Source organism: Candidatus Eisenbacteria bacterium (assembly GCA_035577985.1).
In the GTDB taxonomy this organism is placed as follows: Bacteria; Desulfobacterota; Binatia; order DP-6; family DP-6; genus DATJZY01.
The window spans coordinates 1-15604 of record DATJZY010000071.1 but is presented as its reverse complement, the minus strand read 5'-3'; the positions used below and the strand labels follow the sequence as shown (position 1 = coordinate 15604).

At 70.4% G+C, this 15604-nt stretch carries 11 protein-coding genes and 1 tRNA gene; 4 read left to right on the top strand and 8 right to left on the bottom strand.

Annotated elements, in window-relative coordinates; genetic code table 11:
* Positions 1-2153 (top strand): DUF3536 domain-containing protein (locus VMS22_10850; protein HXJ34517.1); only part of this gene is annotated, 2153 nt, incomplete at its 5' end.
* Positions 2154-2159: 6 nt separating this feature from the next.
* Here the strand turns inward: VMS22_10850 and cysS are convergent.
* From cysS to VMS22_10820, 6 genes are all read right to left on the bottom strand, one after another.
* Positions 2160-3590, bottom strand: coding sequence for a cysteine--tRNA ligase (cysS, locus tag VMS22_10845; protein HXJ34516.1), 1431 nt, complete (start codon positions 3588-3590; stop codon positions 2160-2162).
* A 6-nt stretch (positions 3591-3596) separates the two neighbouring features.
* Positions 3597-5558, bottom strand: coding sequence for an acetate--CoA ligase (gene acs, locus VMS22_10840; GenBank protein HXJ34515.1), 1962 nt, complete (start codon positions 5556-5558; stop codon positions 3597-3599).
* A gap of 64 nt (positions 5559-5622) precedes the next feature.
* A complete protein-coding gene (locus tag VMS22_10835; protein ID HXJ34514.1) occupies positions 5623-6717 on the bottom strand; it encodes a hypothetical protein in 1095 nt (364 codons plus the stop codon).
* Positions 6717-6890 (bottom strand): hypothetical protein, encoded by a 174-nt coding sequence (locus VMS22_10830; protein HXJ34513.1) that lies wholly within the window; start codon positions 6888-6890, stop codon positions 6717-6719. The genes VMS22_10835 and VMS22_10830 overlap by 1 nt, the downstream gene beginning before the upstream one ends.
* A gap of 72 nt (positions 6891-6962) precedes the next feature.
* A complete protein-coding gene (locus tag VMS22_10825) occupies positions 6963-7259 on the bottom strand; it encodes a hypothetical protein (protein HXJ34512.1) in 297 nt (98 codons plus the stop codon).
* Positions 7260-7291: 32 nt separating this feature from the next.
* Positions 7292-9037, bottom strand: a complete 1746-nt coding sequence (locus tag VMS22_10820) for a HAMP domain-containing sensor histidine kinase (GenBank protein HXJ34511.1) — start codon at positions 9035-9037, stop codon at positions 7292-7294.
* 365 nt (positions 9038-9402) lie between these two features.
* Between VMS22_10820 and VMS22_10815 the strand changes: the two genes are divergently transcribed.
* The gene (locus tag VMS22_10815; GenBank protein ID HXJ34510.1) at positions 9403-11316 is read left to right on the top strand and encodes a hypothetical protein; all 1914 of its coding nucleotides are present in this window, start codon (positions 9403-9405) and stop codon (positions 11314-11316) included.
* 901 nt (positions 11317-12217) lie between these two features.
* Here VMS22_10815 and VMS22_10810 read toward each other — a convergent pair.
* Entirely contained in the window at positions 12218-13315 is a 1098-nt protein-coding gene (locus VMS22_10810) for a hypothetical protein (protein HXJ34509.1), read from the bottom strand.
* A 204-nt stretch (positions 13316-13519) separates the two neighbouring features.
* Positions 13520-14302 (bottom strand): hypothetical protein, encoded by a 783-nt coding sequence (locus tag VMS22_10805; protein ID HXJ34508.1) that lies wholly within the window; start codon positions 14300-14302, stop codon positions 13520-13522.
* A 115-nt stretch (positions 14303-14417) separates the two neighbouring features.
* Here VMS22_10805 and VMS22_10800 point away from each other — a divergent pair.
* Positions 14418-14491, top strand: a tRNA-Arg gene (locus VMS22_10800).
* Between the two features lie 20 nt (positions 14492-14511).
* Positions 14512-15372, top strand: coding sequence for an MCP four helix bundle domain-containing protein (locus VMS22_10795; GenBank protein ID HXJ34507.1), 861 nt, complete (start codon positions 14512-14514; stop codon positions 15370-15372).
* The last annotated feature ends 232 nt before the right edge of the window (positions 15373-15604 follow it).

The window sequence follows — 15604 nt, the reverse complement described above, 5'->3', positions numbered from 1 at the left end:
CCATGCTGTCGCCGCACCAGGCGAGGCGCGTACGACCCATCGGCGGCGACGAGGCGAGCTGGCGCGACGTCACGGCCGAGACGCTGGACGTCCGGCGCCTCTACCGCTGCAACCTGCCGAGCGGCGCGGCCATCGACATCGTCTTCCGCGATGCCGCGATCTCGCAGGGCCTGGCCTTCGGCGAGCTCTTGCGCGACGGCGGCGCCCTCGTCGAGCGGCTGCGCACCCTCCTCGCGCGCGACGACGATGACGCGCTCGTGTGCGCCGCGACCGACGGGGAGACCTTCGGGCACCACCATCAGTTCGGGGAGATGGCGATCGCCTACACGATCGAGAGCCTGCGGCGCGATCCCGGCGTCTCGCTCCTGGGTCCCGCGGCGTTCCGGGCCCTGTCGCCGCCGCGCGACGAGCTCGAGATCGTCCCGGACAGCTCGTGGAGCTGCGCCCACGGCGTCGAGCGATGGCGAAGCGACTGCGGATGTCGCGTGGCGGGGCCGCCCGCATGGACGCAGGCGTGGCGCGCGCCGCTGCGCGCCGCGATCGACTGGCTGCGCGACGAGCTGGCGGTCGTGTTCGAGCGGGAGACGGCGGGGCCGCTGCGCGATCCGTGGGGTGCACGCGATCGTTACGTCGACTGCGTCGTCGAGCCGGATCGCACCCACGCCTTCCTCGAGGCGGAGCTGCGCCCCGGCGCCACCAGGGCCGAGGTGGTGACGGCGCGGCGGGGTCTCGAGATGGCCCGCCATGCCATGCTCATGCAGACGAGCTGCGGGTGGTTCTTCGACGATCTCGCGGGCGTCGAGGGTACGCTCGTGCTGCGGCAGGCAGGGCGCGCGCTCGATCTCGCGCGACGGCTCGGCACGGGCCTAGAGGAGGAGTTCCTCGACCGGCTCGTAGCCGCGCGGAGCAACGTCGAGGCCGAAGGCAGCGGCGCCGACGTCTACGGGCGCGTGGTGCTGGGGCGGCGGGTCACACCGGAGCGGATCGCGGCGACGGCCGTCGTGCTCGACCGGCTCGGCGAGCGACCGACGTTGCCGGGCTACACGGTCACGCTGCGGCCCGAGGGCGAGCACGTGGACGTCGAGGTGGACGAGGAACGCACGGGAGGACGCGACGTCGTCCGCGTGCGTCCACCGGCGCCGAGCGAGCCGTTCCGCTGCGAAGTCGACGGTGTCCGCTACGGTGTGACCGAGCTCTTCCTGGTGCAACGCGAGCGCCTCTTGGCGCGCATCACGGGCGACGCGGTCGAGCGCGTGCGCAGCGTGCGGCACGAGGTGCTGGCGCGGGTGGCCGCCATCATCGACCCGCTGCTCGCGCGCGAGCCGGTGCCGTCGCTCGAGCTGGCGATGATGCTGGGTTACGACGAGGCGGATCGCCTGGCGACGGCGGTCGCGACCGACAGCGAGCCGCTGGCGGGATTGAAGGAGCGGATGGCGGTGCTCCGGGCGCGCGGCGTCGTCGTGCCGGCGCGGGTCGTCGGCCGGATCCTCGCGCCGCGCCTGAACGCCGCCCTCGAGCGCCTGCCCGAGGGTGTCGGCGACGCCCTGGCCGTGCTCGACGTGGCCGACGCGGCGGCCGTGGTCCTCGACATGGGGCCGGCACAGGTCGCGGTCGCGCGCTGGTGGCAGACGGCGTGTCCTGCGGCGCCGGACGAGTCCCTCGTACGGCTGCGGGATCGCCTGGGCTTGTCGCCGGAGCTCGGATCGTTGGAGATCTCGGGAAGGAGGTCCACGATGGCAAGAGTGGCGGTTCGCGACGAGCTCGTCGCGCCCATCGAAAGGGTCTGGGCATGCTTCGCCGACTTCGGCGACTTGAGCGCGTGGGCGCCGGGACGAACCCGCGTGCCGGTCGAGGGACACGGCGTCGGCGCCGTGCGCACCGTCGCGGGCGACGACGCTCCCACCGTTCGCGAGCGGCTCGAAGCCTACGACCCGGCGGGTCACAGCTTCTCGTACGCGATGCTGGAGAGCCCGTTCCCGTTCACCGACTATCTGGCGACGGTCGAGCTCCGCGACCTCGGCGGCGGACGCACGTCGATCGACTGGAGCAGCACCTTCGAGCCGCGCGGCATTCCGACCGAGGAGGTCGCTCGGCTGATCGAGGGTATCTACCGCATGTTCATCGCGCGCCTGAAGGAGACGCTGGGCGCGTAGTGGGAGCTAACCCGCCTTCCAGCTCGTCCCGCCGGGACCGTCCTCGAGAACGATCCCCTGGTCCTTCAGCCGCGCACGGATCGCGTCGGCCTCTTTGAAGTCCTTGCGCTTGCGCGCGTCGTTGCGGGCGGCGATCGCGGCCTCGATCTCGGCGTCGGAGAGCCCCGCGCGCTCCTGCCCCGCACGCCGTCGCTCTTCCAGGTAGGACGCGGGGCGTTCCTCGAACAAGCCGACGGCGCGGCCCACCCGACCGAGCTCGCGACGGATGCGCACGGCGGTCGTGAGGTCCCCGGCGTCGAGGGCGCGATTCAGGTCGCGCGAGCGGTCGAACACGAGCCCCACGGCCTTGGCGGCGTTGAGGTCGTCGTCCATCGCGGCGCAGAACTCCGACTCGAACGGCGTGAGCTCGCCCGCCAGGACGCCGTCGAGCTCGGGCGGCTCCTGGTCCCCGGTCTCCTCGTCGGTGCGCGCGAGCGTCTCGTAGAGCCGGTCGAGGCCGCGTAGCGTCTCCTCGAGACGCGTCGTCGAGTAGTCGAGCGGCGCGCGGTAGTGCGTGCCGAGATAGAGCAGGCGCACGCCCTCGGCCGGGACGCGCTTCGCGAGCTGGCAGATGGGCACGATGTTGCCGAGCGACTTCGACATCTTCTCGGCGCCGGAGGTCAGCATCCCGTTGTGGATCCAGAGGCTCGCGAAGACGCAGCCGCCGGCGGCCTCCGACTGTGCCAGCTCGTTCTCGTGGTGCGGAAAGATGAGGTCGGTGCCCCCGCCGTGGATGTCGAACGGCTGGCCCAGGTAGCGAGCGGCCATCGCCGAGCACTCGATGTGCCAGCCGGGCCGCCCGAGCCCCCACGGGCTCGGCCACTCGGGCTCGCCGGGCTTGGCGGCCTTCCAGAGCGCGAAGTCGCGCGCATCCTCCTTCTCGGGATCGTTCTCCTCGCCGGTCGCCATGTCTTCGATCCGCTGGTGGGAGAGCTTGCCGTACGACGCGAAGCGCAGGACGCGGAAGTACACGCTGCCGCCGGGCGTCGCGTAGGCGTAGCCCGAGGCGACGAGCTTCTCGATCAGGGCGAGCATGTCGGAGATGTGGGTGGTGGCGCGCGGCTCGTGGGTCGGACGAATGCAGCGCAGCCACGCGATGTCCTCGGCGAAGCTCGCGATCTCGCGCTCGGCGAGCGCCGCCGCCGTGATGTCCTCCTCGGCGGCGCGCTTGATGATCTTGTCGTCGATGTCGGTGAAGTTGCGGACGAACGTCACCTCGAGCCCGCGGGCGCGCAGGTAGCGGCAGAGGACGTCGGCGGTGATGAAGGCGCGCGCGTGCCCGACGTGCGAACGCCCGTACACGGTGACGCCGCACCAGTACACGCCCACGTGCCCGGGCCGCAGCGGACGCAACGGCTCCTTGCGCCCGGTGAGGGTGTTCGTCAGGACGAGCTGCATCGCCGGCTATTCGTCTTCCTCGCGCAGCTTCGCCAGCACGGAGTAGTCTTCGAGCGTCGTCGTGTCCCCGACGGTCGCCTTGCCGGCGGCGATGTCGCGCAGGAGGCGGCGCATGATCTTGCCGCTGCGGGTTTTCGGCAGCGCGTCCGTGAAGCGGATGTCGTCGGGCCGAGCGAAGGCACCGATCTCCTTGGCGACGTGTTCCTTGAGCGCCTGCTTCAGCTTGTCACTCGCCGGCTGGCCCGACTCGAGCGTGACGAACGCCGACAGCGCCTCGCCCTTCAGGTCGTCCGGGCGCCCGACCACGGCGGCCTCGGCGACCGACGGGTGCGAGACGAGCGCGCTTTCGACCTCCATCGTGCCCAGCCGATGTCCGGAGACGTTCACGACGTCGTCGATCCGGCCCATCACCCAGAAGTAGCCGTCCTGATCGCGCCGCGCGCCGTCGCCGGTGAAGTAGATGCCGGGCATCTGGCTCCAGTACTGCTGCACGTAGCGATCGGGGTCGCCGTAGACGGTGCGCAGCATGCCAGGCCACGGCCGCGTGATGACGAGGTAGCCGCCCTGGTTCGCGCCCAGCGTCCTGCCGTCGCGCGTGCGGATCTCGGGGACGATGCCCGGCAGCGGCAGCGTCGCGGAGCCGGGCTTGGTCGGCGTCGCGCCGGGGAGCGGGGCGATCATGATGCCGCCCGTCTCGGTCTGCCACCACGTGTCGACGATCGGGCAGCGCTCCTTGCCGATGACGCGGTGGTACCACATCCACGCCTCGGGATTGATCGGCTCGCCGACCGTGCCGAGCAGACGCAGCGACGCCAGCGAGTGCTTGCGCGGCCACTCCTCGCCCCACTTCACGAAGGCGCGGATCGCCGTCGGTGCGGTATAGAAGATCGTCACGCCGAGCTCGTCGATGATCTGCCAGAGACGGTCGGGCTGCGGCTGGTTCGGCGCACCTTCGTACATGACCGACGTCGCGCCGTTGGCGAGGATCCCGTAGACGACGTAGCTGTGGCCGGTCACCCACCCGATGTCGGCCGTGCACCAGTAGGTGTCCTCGTCCTTCAGATCGAAGACCCACTGCGCGCTCTGCATGGCGTGCAGGAGATAGCCGGCCGTCGAGTGCACGACGCCCTTCGGCTTCCCGGTCGTCCCGCTCGTATAGAGGATGAACAGCGGATGCTCGCTGTCGAGCGCCTCGGCCGGGCAGGTGGCCGAGGCGGCGCTCATGAGCTCGTGCCACCAGTGGTCGCGGCCCGCGTGCATCGGCACCTGCTCGCCGGTGCGGCGCACGACGACGACGTCGCGCACCGACGGCGTGTGGGCGACGGCGCCGTCCACGTTCGCCTTCAGCGGGACGATCGCGCCGCGGCGGTAGCCGCCGTCGGCCGTGATGACGACCTTGGCGCCGGCGTCGTTCATGCGGTCGCGTAGCGCTTCGGACGAGAAGCCACCGAAGACGACGCTGTGGGTGGCACCGATGCGGGTGCAGGCGAGCATCGCGATGGCGGCCTCGGGGATCATGGGCAGGTAGATGCCCACCCGGTCGCCGCTCCCGACGCCGAGGCCCTTCAACACGTTCGCGAACTTACACACCTCGCGGTGGAGCTGCTGGTAGGTGAGGACGCGCACCTCGCCCGGCTCGCCCACCCAGATGAGGGCGGCCTTGTTGCGACGCGGCCCGCCGAGGTGCCGGTCGAGGCAGTTGTCGGAGACGTTGAGGCGCCCGCCGACGAACCACTTCGCGAACGGCGGCTCCCACTCGAGCACGCGGTCCCACGGGCGCTGCCAGTGCAGGCGTGCCGCCATCTCGCCCCAGAAGCCCGCCGGGTCGGCGATCGAGCGCCGGTAGAGCTCGTCGTAGTGCTCGCGGCTCGGCACGAACGCGTCGGCGCTGAAGCGCTCGGGCGGCGGGAAGACGCGATCCTCGCGCAGCACCGAATCGATCGCGGCCTCGTGTTTCGCGTCGCTCATGAACCCCCCGTCTCGGGCGCCAGGTTATTGACCGACCGCCGGGGGTGCAAGCCGGAACGACGGCTCAGGCGCCCGGCAGATCGCAGGACTCGCCGCCGGAGTAGGGCTCGTCCACGCGGAACGCCTTGCTCACCGACCACGTGAGGCCGAAGGTGCAGAAGTAGAGCGCGTGGTGCCCCGACTCGCCGCCTGCGACCGCGATCAGGAACTGCTTCGGGTCGCGCGCCAGGGGCACGACGTTGCCGTCGACGTAGCCGAGCTGCTCGAGCTTCGGCCAGTGTCGCCTGTGCCAGCGTTCGATGGGCGCCCGCGTGCCCTCGAGCAGCATGCGCTGCAGGTCGTCGACGCCGATGCCGTCGCGGGCGATCTTGTGCGCGAAGTCGGGGCAGAGCAGGAGCAGCATGTCGCCCTTCTCGGGCGCGACCAGGACCTTGTTGTTGCCGATCCAGTCGATCGAGTGCGCGAGGATCCACACCAGCTCCTCGCCCGTCTCGGCGTAGATGTCGGCGATGTCCTGGGTGCCGGTCGCGCACACGGCCGTGACGACGTTCTCGTCGGCGCCGAACCCGCGGCGGACGTGGAACGGCTCCCACGGGCTCTTCTCCTCCCATTCGCCGAAGCAGAGCGAAATGCGCCCCGGCTGCCCGAAGACGGACTTGCTAACCGCGCCGGGGATCGCCCCCCCCACGTTGCGCATGACGAGCCGGAGCGCGCGCCCGATGGTGGCGTTCGCGCGGCCGTTGTGCCCGAGGCACGAGTAGCCGCACTCGATCCCGAGGCGCTGGCGGCAGGGACCGTTCAGCATGAGGGCCGGGGTCGCGCAGCACGTCGTCGTGTTGAGGGCGACGAGGTTGAAGCGCGGCTCGCAGACGGCTTCGACGGCGGCGAGGACGGCGGGCAGATAGTCGGGACGGCAGCCGGCCATGACTGCGTTGACGGCGATCTTCTCGACCGTCGCCTCGCCCCGGCGCGGCTCGACGACGCCCACCACGTGCGCCGGCGCGAGCGGCGTCGCCTCCAGCATGGCCTGCACCCGCGCCTCGGTCGGCGGCACGACGGGGAGGCCGTCACCCCAGCCCTGCTCCTCCACGTACGCGAGCACGGCCTCGGAATCGTCGCCGACGGTGCGCAGCTCCGAGGTGAGGGTGCCGCGAGCCATCAGACGTCCGACACGACCAGACGCAGGAGATCGCGGAAGGCGGCGCGCGCGATCGCGCGGATCTCGCCCTCGGGGCGCGACTCCATGGGATGCGGCAGCACGTGCACGCGCAGGTCGCGGAACCCCTTCGCGGCCGCGGCCGTGCGGGCGAGGTTCTCGAACACCTGGGTCACGACGACGACGGCGGGAATTCCGCTCTCCTCACAGACGATCGTGTCGTGGACACTCCACGACGTGCACGACCCTCAAGTACCGAGGCCGACGATCGCGACGTCGACGGCACGCGCGAACTCGACGACCTTGGCGCTCTCGTCCTCGGGCCTTCCGATGCGGGACTCGGGATCGAAGACGACGACGTCCGCGACGCCGAGCTCGGTGCGGGCGAGGCGCCCGATCTCGTCGGCGGCGGTCCACCAGGACCGCCACGCGTGATCGATGCGGATGCCGAGCCGTGCGCCGCGCAGGCTGGGCCGGCGCGGCTGCAGGGGCTTCGACTCCATGGGGCCGAGCGCGACCGGGGAGAGGATCTCGATGGTTCCCATGCCGTCCCTTGTCGGAGAAGGCATGCGGATGGTCAAGCCGCCGGCGCCGGCGTCGACACGATCGGGATCAGGACCTCGAAGACCGTGCGTCCGGGCTCCGCGTCGACCAGGCGGACAGAGCCGCCGAGCACGTCGGCGAGGCGTCGCACCAGGTAGAGCCCGAGCCCGAGCCCGGAGCCGCCGGCGCGCTTCCCGGCGTCGCCCTGCTGGAACATCTCGAAGATGCCGCCGCGATCTTCCGGAGCGATACCGGGCCCGGTGTCGGACACGCGCAGGCAGAGGCTCGCGCCATCGGTCTCGATCGTGAAGGCAACCCGGCCTCGCTTCGTGAACTTGAGCGCGTTCGAGACGAGGTTGCGAAGGATCATACGCACCTTGGGACCGTCGACGGCGACGCGGATCGGCGGCGCCGACCACTCGAGGGTCACGTCGAATGGCCGGCGGTCGTCCAGCTCACGGGCGAGCTCGGCGCACAGCCAGTGCAGGTCGACCGGCGCTGCCCCCTGGCCCTGGCGCTGCCCCTCGATGCGCGCCACGGAGAGGATGCCGTCGACGAGATCGCGGAACTGCAGCGCGCGATCGCGGATCCTGGTCACGAGGTCGGACTGGCCGTGCGTCAGCTCGCCGACGACACCGTCGAGCAGCATCTCGGCATAGCCGACCAGGATGTGGATGGGCGTGCGCAGGTCGTGCGAGACGGCCGCGACGAAGTCGCTCTTCACGCGGCTCGCTTCCTCCAGCGAGCGCACGAGCCGCGCGGTCTCGAGCGCGACGACGGCGGGGTGGGCGAGGCCCTTGGCCAGCGCGAGCTGGCGCCGCGCGAACCGACCGGTCCGCTCGCAGTAGCCGAGGGTCAGCGACCCGACGAGCGCGGTGCCCCGGCGCAGCGGGACGTTCACGTACGAGGACACGTGCGGGGCGAGGCCGTACCGCACCAGCGACGGGAGCGCGGCGACGTCCGCGAACTCGAGCACGTCGTCGTCGCTCCTCGCCAGGAGCTTCTCGAAGCGATCCACGCGTCCCTCGAGCGCGCGCATGACCTGGAGCGCGGGGGTGGGACCGACTCCCGCGGCGAAGCGCATCCGCTCGGCCTTCGGGTCGAGGAGGTAGACGGCGCCGAAGTCGCAGCCGACCGCGTCGGTGATCTTGCGCGCCAGGGTTTCGAGCAGCTCGTCGGGATCGTGGATGCTCGCCAGGAGCATCGCCGTCTCGGACAGCGTGTGTGCGGTCTGTTGCGCTTCACCGGTGCGGGCATGGATGTCGACGGCGAGCGCGGCGTAGTCGCGCACGACGTCGACGAGCACCCGCTCGGGGAAGCGGGGCTCCGGCGTGCCGGTCCAGGAAAGCTGGAGCGCGCCGAGCACACGGTCGCCGCGCTCGAGCAGCACGAAGGCCGCTGCCTGGATGCCGAAGTCCGAGAACAGGAAATCGCCGTAGTCGCCGAGGTCGCGCGCGTAGCTGATCGGAAGGTACTTCCGCTCCAGGAAGTCCGGCGCGAGCGGCATGCCGGCGATCGGCACGCGCAGCGCGAGCAGGCGCCCCAGATCGATCGCGTCGTAGCCGACGGCGATCTGTGCGTGCATCGCGAGCTGGCGGACGTCGCCACGCCAGATCTGGACGCGATCGCAGCGGACGAGGGTGCCGATCGCCTCGCAGACGGAGGCGAGCGCAGCGTGCGAATCGGTGGTGGAGAGCAGGGCCGCGGCCAGCCGGGCATGCCATTCGGGGCCCCCTCTGGCCCCGGACGCTCCCGACACTCGTGCCTGCGGCTGCGGCATGAACCTCCGGTCGGAGTGTCGGCGGTCCCGGGGCCGGACTTGAGGGCTGGCGAGGGTCGCGGGCGGCCCCGACCCCCGTCATCTAGGGCATTCCGGCCGCCTCGCGTGCCCGGTCGCGCGTGTCCCTCAAGTCACCCAGGAGAACGGACGCGCAGCCACCGGAGAGGCCGCCAGAAGCGCCCACGCGCACGGTGCGATTCATGGCCTGCTGGACCAACCTGGCACCCCGCAAGAGGCGCCGCCGCTGGCGTTTGGCGGGACCGGTGGCGGCCTGGGTGAACAGGCCGCAGGCCTTCCTCGAGAGGCGGTCTATGGACGTAGGGACGCCCTCTGCGCCGCAGGCCGAACGCGGAGCGCGCTCGCACGTGCAGGTCACGGCGGCGATGCCCGCGCGCGGCTCGTACGCGCAGCGCGCTCCCCCATCGACGCACGCGTCGACGGTGCAGGGATCGCCGTCCCCGCACGACGTCGGGTCCGACGGGTCGCAGACGCGCGGCAGCGTCGTCGACGTGGTCGAGGAGGAGGTCGTGGTCGTGCTGCTGGTGGAGGTCGAGGTGGTGGAGGACGTCGAAGTGGAGGTCGTGGTCGTCGACGAGGTGCTCGTGTTCGTGGTCGACGACGTGGAGGTGGTGGACGGCGCCGTGGTCGTGGACGTCGAGGTCGACGAGGTCGACGTCGTGGACGTGGAGGTCGTCGACGTGGACGTCGACGAGGTGGTGCTGGAGGACGTCGACGTCGTCACGGTCGTCGAGGAGCTCGTGGTGGCGCCGGTGGTCGACGTGGAGGTGGAGGACGTCGACGACGTCGTGGACGTGCTGGAGGTCGTGGGCTCCTCGGTCGTCGTCGTGGAGCTCGTCGAGGAGCTGGTCGTCGCGACCAGGGTCGAGCTGCTGGCCGACGTCGTCGAGGTCGTCGTGTCGGTCGTCGACGTCGAGCTGCTGGTCGACGTCGAAGACGTCGAGGACGTGCTGGTCGAGGTGCTCGTCGTCGACGTCGTCGTGGTGGTCGTGGACGACGTGCTGGTGCTCGACGAGGTCGAAGTGGAGGTGCTGGTCGAGGTCGTGGTCGACGTGGATGTGGTCGAGGACGTGGTGGTGGAGGTGCTCGTCGTCGACGTCGTCGTGGTGGTCGTGGTGCTCGTCGTGGAGCTGCTGGTCGACGTGGTCGTCGGGATGGGGCTCGTCGTCGACGTGCTGGTCGTGGTCGACGAGCTGGTCGACGAGGTGGAGGTGCTCGACGAGGTCGAGCTGGAGGTGCTGGTCGAGGTCGTCGAGGACGTGGTGGTCGTGGTCGACGACGTGGTCGAAGTCGTCGTGGACGTGGAGCTGGTGCTCGTAGTCGACGAGGTCGAGCTGCTCGTGGACGACGTAGTCGTCGTCGAGGTGCTGGTCGACGACGTGCTGGTGCTCGACGAGGTCGAGCTTGAGGTGCTGGTCGAGGTCGTCGAGGACGTGGTGGTCGTGGTCGACGACGTGGTCGAAGTCGTCGTGGACGTGGAGCTGGTGCTCGTAGTCGACGAGGTCGAGCTGCTCGTGGACGACGTGGTCGTGGTCGACGTCGTGGTCGACGACGTCGAGCTGCTGGTCGACGTCGACGTCGTCGTAGAGGTCGTCGTCGACGAGGTGGTGGTGGAGGACGTCGTGCTCGTCGTCGTGGACGTGGTGGTCGACGACGTGGTCGATGTGGAGCTCGTCGACGACGTCGTCGACGAGCTGGTGGTCGTGGACGAAGACGTCGTGGTCGAGCTGCTCGTCGTCGTGGAGGACGAGGTCGTCGTCGAAGACGAGGTCGTGGTGGACGACGACGTGGTGGTCGACGAGCTGGTCGTCGTCGACGTGGACGTGCTGGAGGTGGTCGGTTCTTCGGTCGTCGAGGTCGAGCTGGTGGTGGACGAGGTGGTGCTCGAGCTGGTCGACGTGGTCGAAGGGGGTTCGGTCGTGCTCGACGTCGAGGACGAGGTGGACGTGCTCGACGTGGTCGGCTCCTCGGTGGTCGAGGTGGAGCTGCTCGTCGAGGTGGTCGTCGTCTCGGTCGTGGTCGTCGTGGTCTCGGCGAAGCCGGCGATCTCGACGATCGTGTTGCCGGCGTCGGTGGCGTCGTCCCACGTGCTGACGAAGAGCTCGGTGCCGGTGATGGGATCGAAGGCGAGCCCCAGCGGCGGGGTCGCGAAGTCGGATGCGAACAGGTCCTGCGTGGGCGTGGCGCTGCCGCCGTCGGGGAAGCCGGTCGACGGGTCGATCAGGACGCGCCAGAGCTCGCGGTGCGTGAAGCTCGCATAGAAGAGGTCGCCGGCGAACACGCCGGCGGGCGAGTACTCGATCCCGCCGACGCCCTGGCCGCCGACGCGCGGCGGCCCGGGGTCGAAGAGCGTCGCGAAGAGAGTCGGGCTCGTGGACGGAGGAAGCACGTAGAGGCCGGCGGTGACGCCGTCCGGCTCGAGCGCGACCTCGTAGAGGTTCTCCTCCGTGTCGGCGCGCGTGCTCACCTGCAGGGCCCCGAAGCCGGTTCCGGCATCGAGGCGGTGGGGGGAGAAGGTGAGGCCCGCGAGGCTCGGAACGCCCGGGATCGAGAGGGTGCTCTCGTCGCCGGAGACGCCCCCGGGACGCTGCGCGAGGGACGTCGTCGGGAAGTAGGTGTAGAAGAGGGTGCCGCCCGGCCCGAAGGCGAGACCCGCGTCGAGCCCGGATGGATCCACGGGGCTCGCGCCATCGAAGACGAGGAGCGGTGCGCCGAGCGCCGTCACCGCCATGGTACCGGGGTCGCGCGTGACGGGCAGGGCGTAGAGCGCGCTCGTCGTCCCATCGGCCGCGCCGACGGCGAACAGGGTGGAGCCGTCGGCCGAGAAGCGCAACCCGGCGATCGGCCGGGGGATCGACGGAGAGACCACGAAGGTCTGCGCCACCGAGAACTGGACCGGATCCGCGAGCGTCAGGGCGAGAGCGGGCGCAGCGATGCCCAGGAGGGCCGCCACGACGAGAACGCGTGCAGTCGTGCAAGCCCGTGAAGGGACGCACGGGGGTGAAGGTGCGCGCAAGGGGCCCAGTTTCGTCGATTTCACGGAGAGTTCAATGGGTCGCCCAGCAGACCGCATGCGGGTAGGGGGGGCGATGGCTCCGGCTGAGGGCGCTCGGGCTCGAGGGCGACGTCGAAGCGTGCCGGGGGCCCAGCGTGGATCGCGGCTCAGAACAGCGAAGTCGGGTCGAGTAGCGACTCGAACATCTGTCCCGGATCGCCCCCAGTCGCAGCGATCGGACTCTGGTTGTTGACGCTCCCACCGTAGCCGCCTGCGCCACCGCACGCTCCCCCGCCACCACCGCCGTACCGAATCGAGGCGATCACGGACCCGGGGCTTCCCGTCGCGCCTGGCGCACCGCCCGCCACGGCCACCGATCCGACGGAGTTGATGGTCGGCGCAAGCAAATGGACGATACCGCCGCCCCCGCCGCCGCCGGCGCCACCGTCGAGGAAGCTGTCGCCGCCCGCCGTTCCCTCCGCCCGCAACACTCCGTTGTTCGTCACGCTGCCACGCGACGCCACGATGATGATGCCCCCGGCCCCACCCCCGGCGGTGAAGCTCTGCTGCGTCGTCCCGCTCGCGTCGATCACGCCGTTGTTCACCGCGGCCACCGCGGCAAGAATCGTGACCGATCCTCCCCCCGTACCACCGCTGCCGAACTGGCCGCTGCCGTAACCGCCTCCGCCCCCGCCATAGAGCCCCGGCGCGAGGAGCCGGCGCGCCTGGCGCGGCTCGAGCGCGGTCCCACCGCTCCCAGCGTAGCTGCTCACGCTCTGGGCGCGCTCGCCGCTCATGGCCGCTCCAGGCGAGACGCCGGGATGCGCGCCGCGCGAGGCCGGGTCGATGCTGCCGCCATTCGGGACGAAGTGGCTGGCGCCCTCGGCGGCGCCTCCCACCTGGAGCGTCCCGTTGTTCGTGAACGTCCCAGTGCAGCGGATGACGGTCCCGCTAGCGACGAAAACGAGCGCGGTGGTCGGAATGGTGAGGTCCGTGAACTGGAGGTTCGTCACATCGTCGAACGCGTTCTGAGTCTCGACGGTGAGCGGCCCAGCCGAGCCGTTCCCGTAGATCCGGAGCTCGCCGCCGGGGCCCTGCGGGCCGGCCGGGCCGAAGGCGCCCTCGAACGGGATCTCGCCACGCTTGCACTCGATCGGCCGCACCCGGAGGGTTCCAGACTTCTTCTTCTGACAGACGACGGCATCGGCGGTGGCGGCGACCAGCACGCCGACGACGCACGACACCAGCAGGACACAGGGTCGCATGGTTCCCGGTATCAGCGAACGCGTTCGCGGCACAAGCTACGGGTCCGCTGTCGTCTGTTGCGTTCGTGAAGGCCTTCAGCTCCCATTCGCAAGAGCCTGACCTTGACGGGAGCCAGCGACTTCATTCCCGTGATCGGGGCCAGCCTGACGACACGCGCCGTTCGCGTCGGGTAAGTGTCTGCCCGCGTCGGCGCCGACGTCGCTTCACATCACCGCGAGGTTCACCGCGAGCCGGACTCCCGTGTTCACCAGACCGGTTCCGTTGAACTGCGTGCGCGCCGTGCCCACTTTGACCGAGTTCGCCGGACACCCGGGCAAGTCCGCTTGTGCGGCCACGCTGAGGACGATGTTGGTACCAGACGTGGTGAACGTGTTGTCGTTGAAGGTGACCAACACGATCGCGGACTGCGCGTCGATCGACGGATCGAGCACGAAGCACGTCGCGTTGTCTTGCATGGAGTTTGGAACCACGCTCACGATGTTCGTGCTCGGCCGATCCGCGCAGGCGGTCACGAGGGTGCCATCGGCCGATACGTTCGAACACCCGTACGCTCGCGCTTGGCCGGGAGCTCCGTTGGGACCCTGATCGCCCTTCGCACCGACGAGGCCGAGGCTATTGGGGTCCACGGAAGATTCCCGCTTCCGGCACGCGTCCCGGACGAAGATCGCCCCCGAGCGCCTCTGACAAAGCACCGCTGCACCCGAACTCGTCACCAACGCCTGAAGTGCGACCATCAGGACCACGACCGATCGGCTCGTCATCGGGGAACGCTCCCTCTCGGCGTCTGCTTGGTGAGGTCGGAGGCATTCGCACGGGGCGAAAGGCGGCGTCGGTTGCCCTGCGCGGGTGACGCGGATCGCGGCGAGCGCCATCTCGCCGCCAGCGTCCGTCGTGCCACCGATGGCAGCGTAGCATCCTTCCGCGACGAGCGCGACCGTGCCGGACCCCATCGATGGCGGCGCGGTGCGCGCGAAGTCGAAGACCAAAGGGTGGCCGCCGTCGAAGTCCGGTCGTGGTGCCGGGCCCCATTCCCGGATACCCGCTCGCACAGTCCCGGTTGCCGCGATTCCCTCGTCCCTGCTAAGTGCCTGCATTCGCTCTGCGCCCGTAGCTCAGTTGGATAGAGCGTCAGGCTTCGAACCTGCAGGTCGGGTGTTCGATTCACCCCGGGCGCGCTGTGCGGAGGAGACACTTCTTGCCCCTCGGGTCGTCCAGGGCCACGATCCTCTCGATCGCGATCGCATGCGCGGCTGCATGCAGCCGCCACCCGGCTCTCCTGCGGCAGGTCGAGAAGCTCGGGCTGGTGAACAACATCCAGCGGGAGCTCATCGAGTCGGTGGAGGCCGAGAAGAGCGCCGTCGTCGCCACCACCGACGAGGAATCGAAGGCCTTCGCCGAGCAGTCGAAGCGCTCGGCCGAGCAGATCGACAAGCTGAAGACGCGCCTCGGGAAGCTGATCGCCGAGGACGACCGCCCACAGGAGACGGAGAAGCTCGCCGTGTTCGGCGCGAAGTGGGACGAGCTGAAGGCCATCGACGCGCGGCTGCTCGCCCTCGCCGTCGCCAACACGAACCTCAAGGCCGGGCGCCTGCTGGCGAAGGAAGGCTCGGCGGCGCTCGACCGATTCGTGACGGCGGTGGACGCGATGACCCTCGTATGCACCGACGTGACGGCCATCCGCTCGCTGTCGTCGGCCGTCAGCGCGATCGCGCGGATCCAGGCCCTCCTGTTCGCCCACATTCCGGAAGCGTCGGACGCCGAGATGACGACGATCGAGGCCAAGATCCGGACGCTCACCGCGACGGTGGACGGTGCCCTGCGAGCTGCGGGGCCGTCGATCCCGGCCAGCGCCTCGGACGCCACCGCCGATGCGGCGAAGGCGTGGGCCGATTATCAGCGCATCGCGGCGGAGGTGACCCGGCTCTCGCGCCTCAACACCAACGTCATCTCCTTCGACGTGTCGACCCACGAGAAACGCACGGCGACGACCGCATGCCTCGGCGCCCTGACCGAGCTTCGCTCCGCGATCCAGGCGGGACCGGTCGCCACACGATAGCGGCCAGTCGGTCCGCTGGACGGGACTCGCCTTCCAAGGCATCTGGGGACTCATGAGACGGGAATCATGAGACGGAACCGGCGGCTCGCAATCGTTGCCCTACTGGTGGCCGGGTCGACGGCGGATCTCGGCTGCAGCCGCATGTCCAGCGCGCCGTGGACGGTGATGCGGTGCGTGGTCACCATGGACGACGGGCGACAGATCGAATGCGACGCGCCCGACCGCGCCTTCG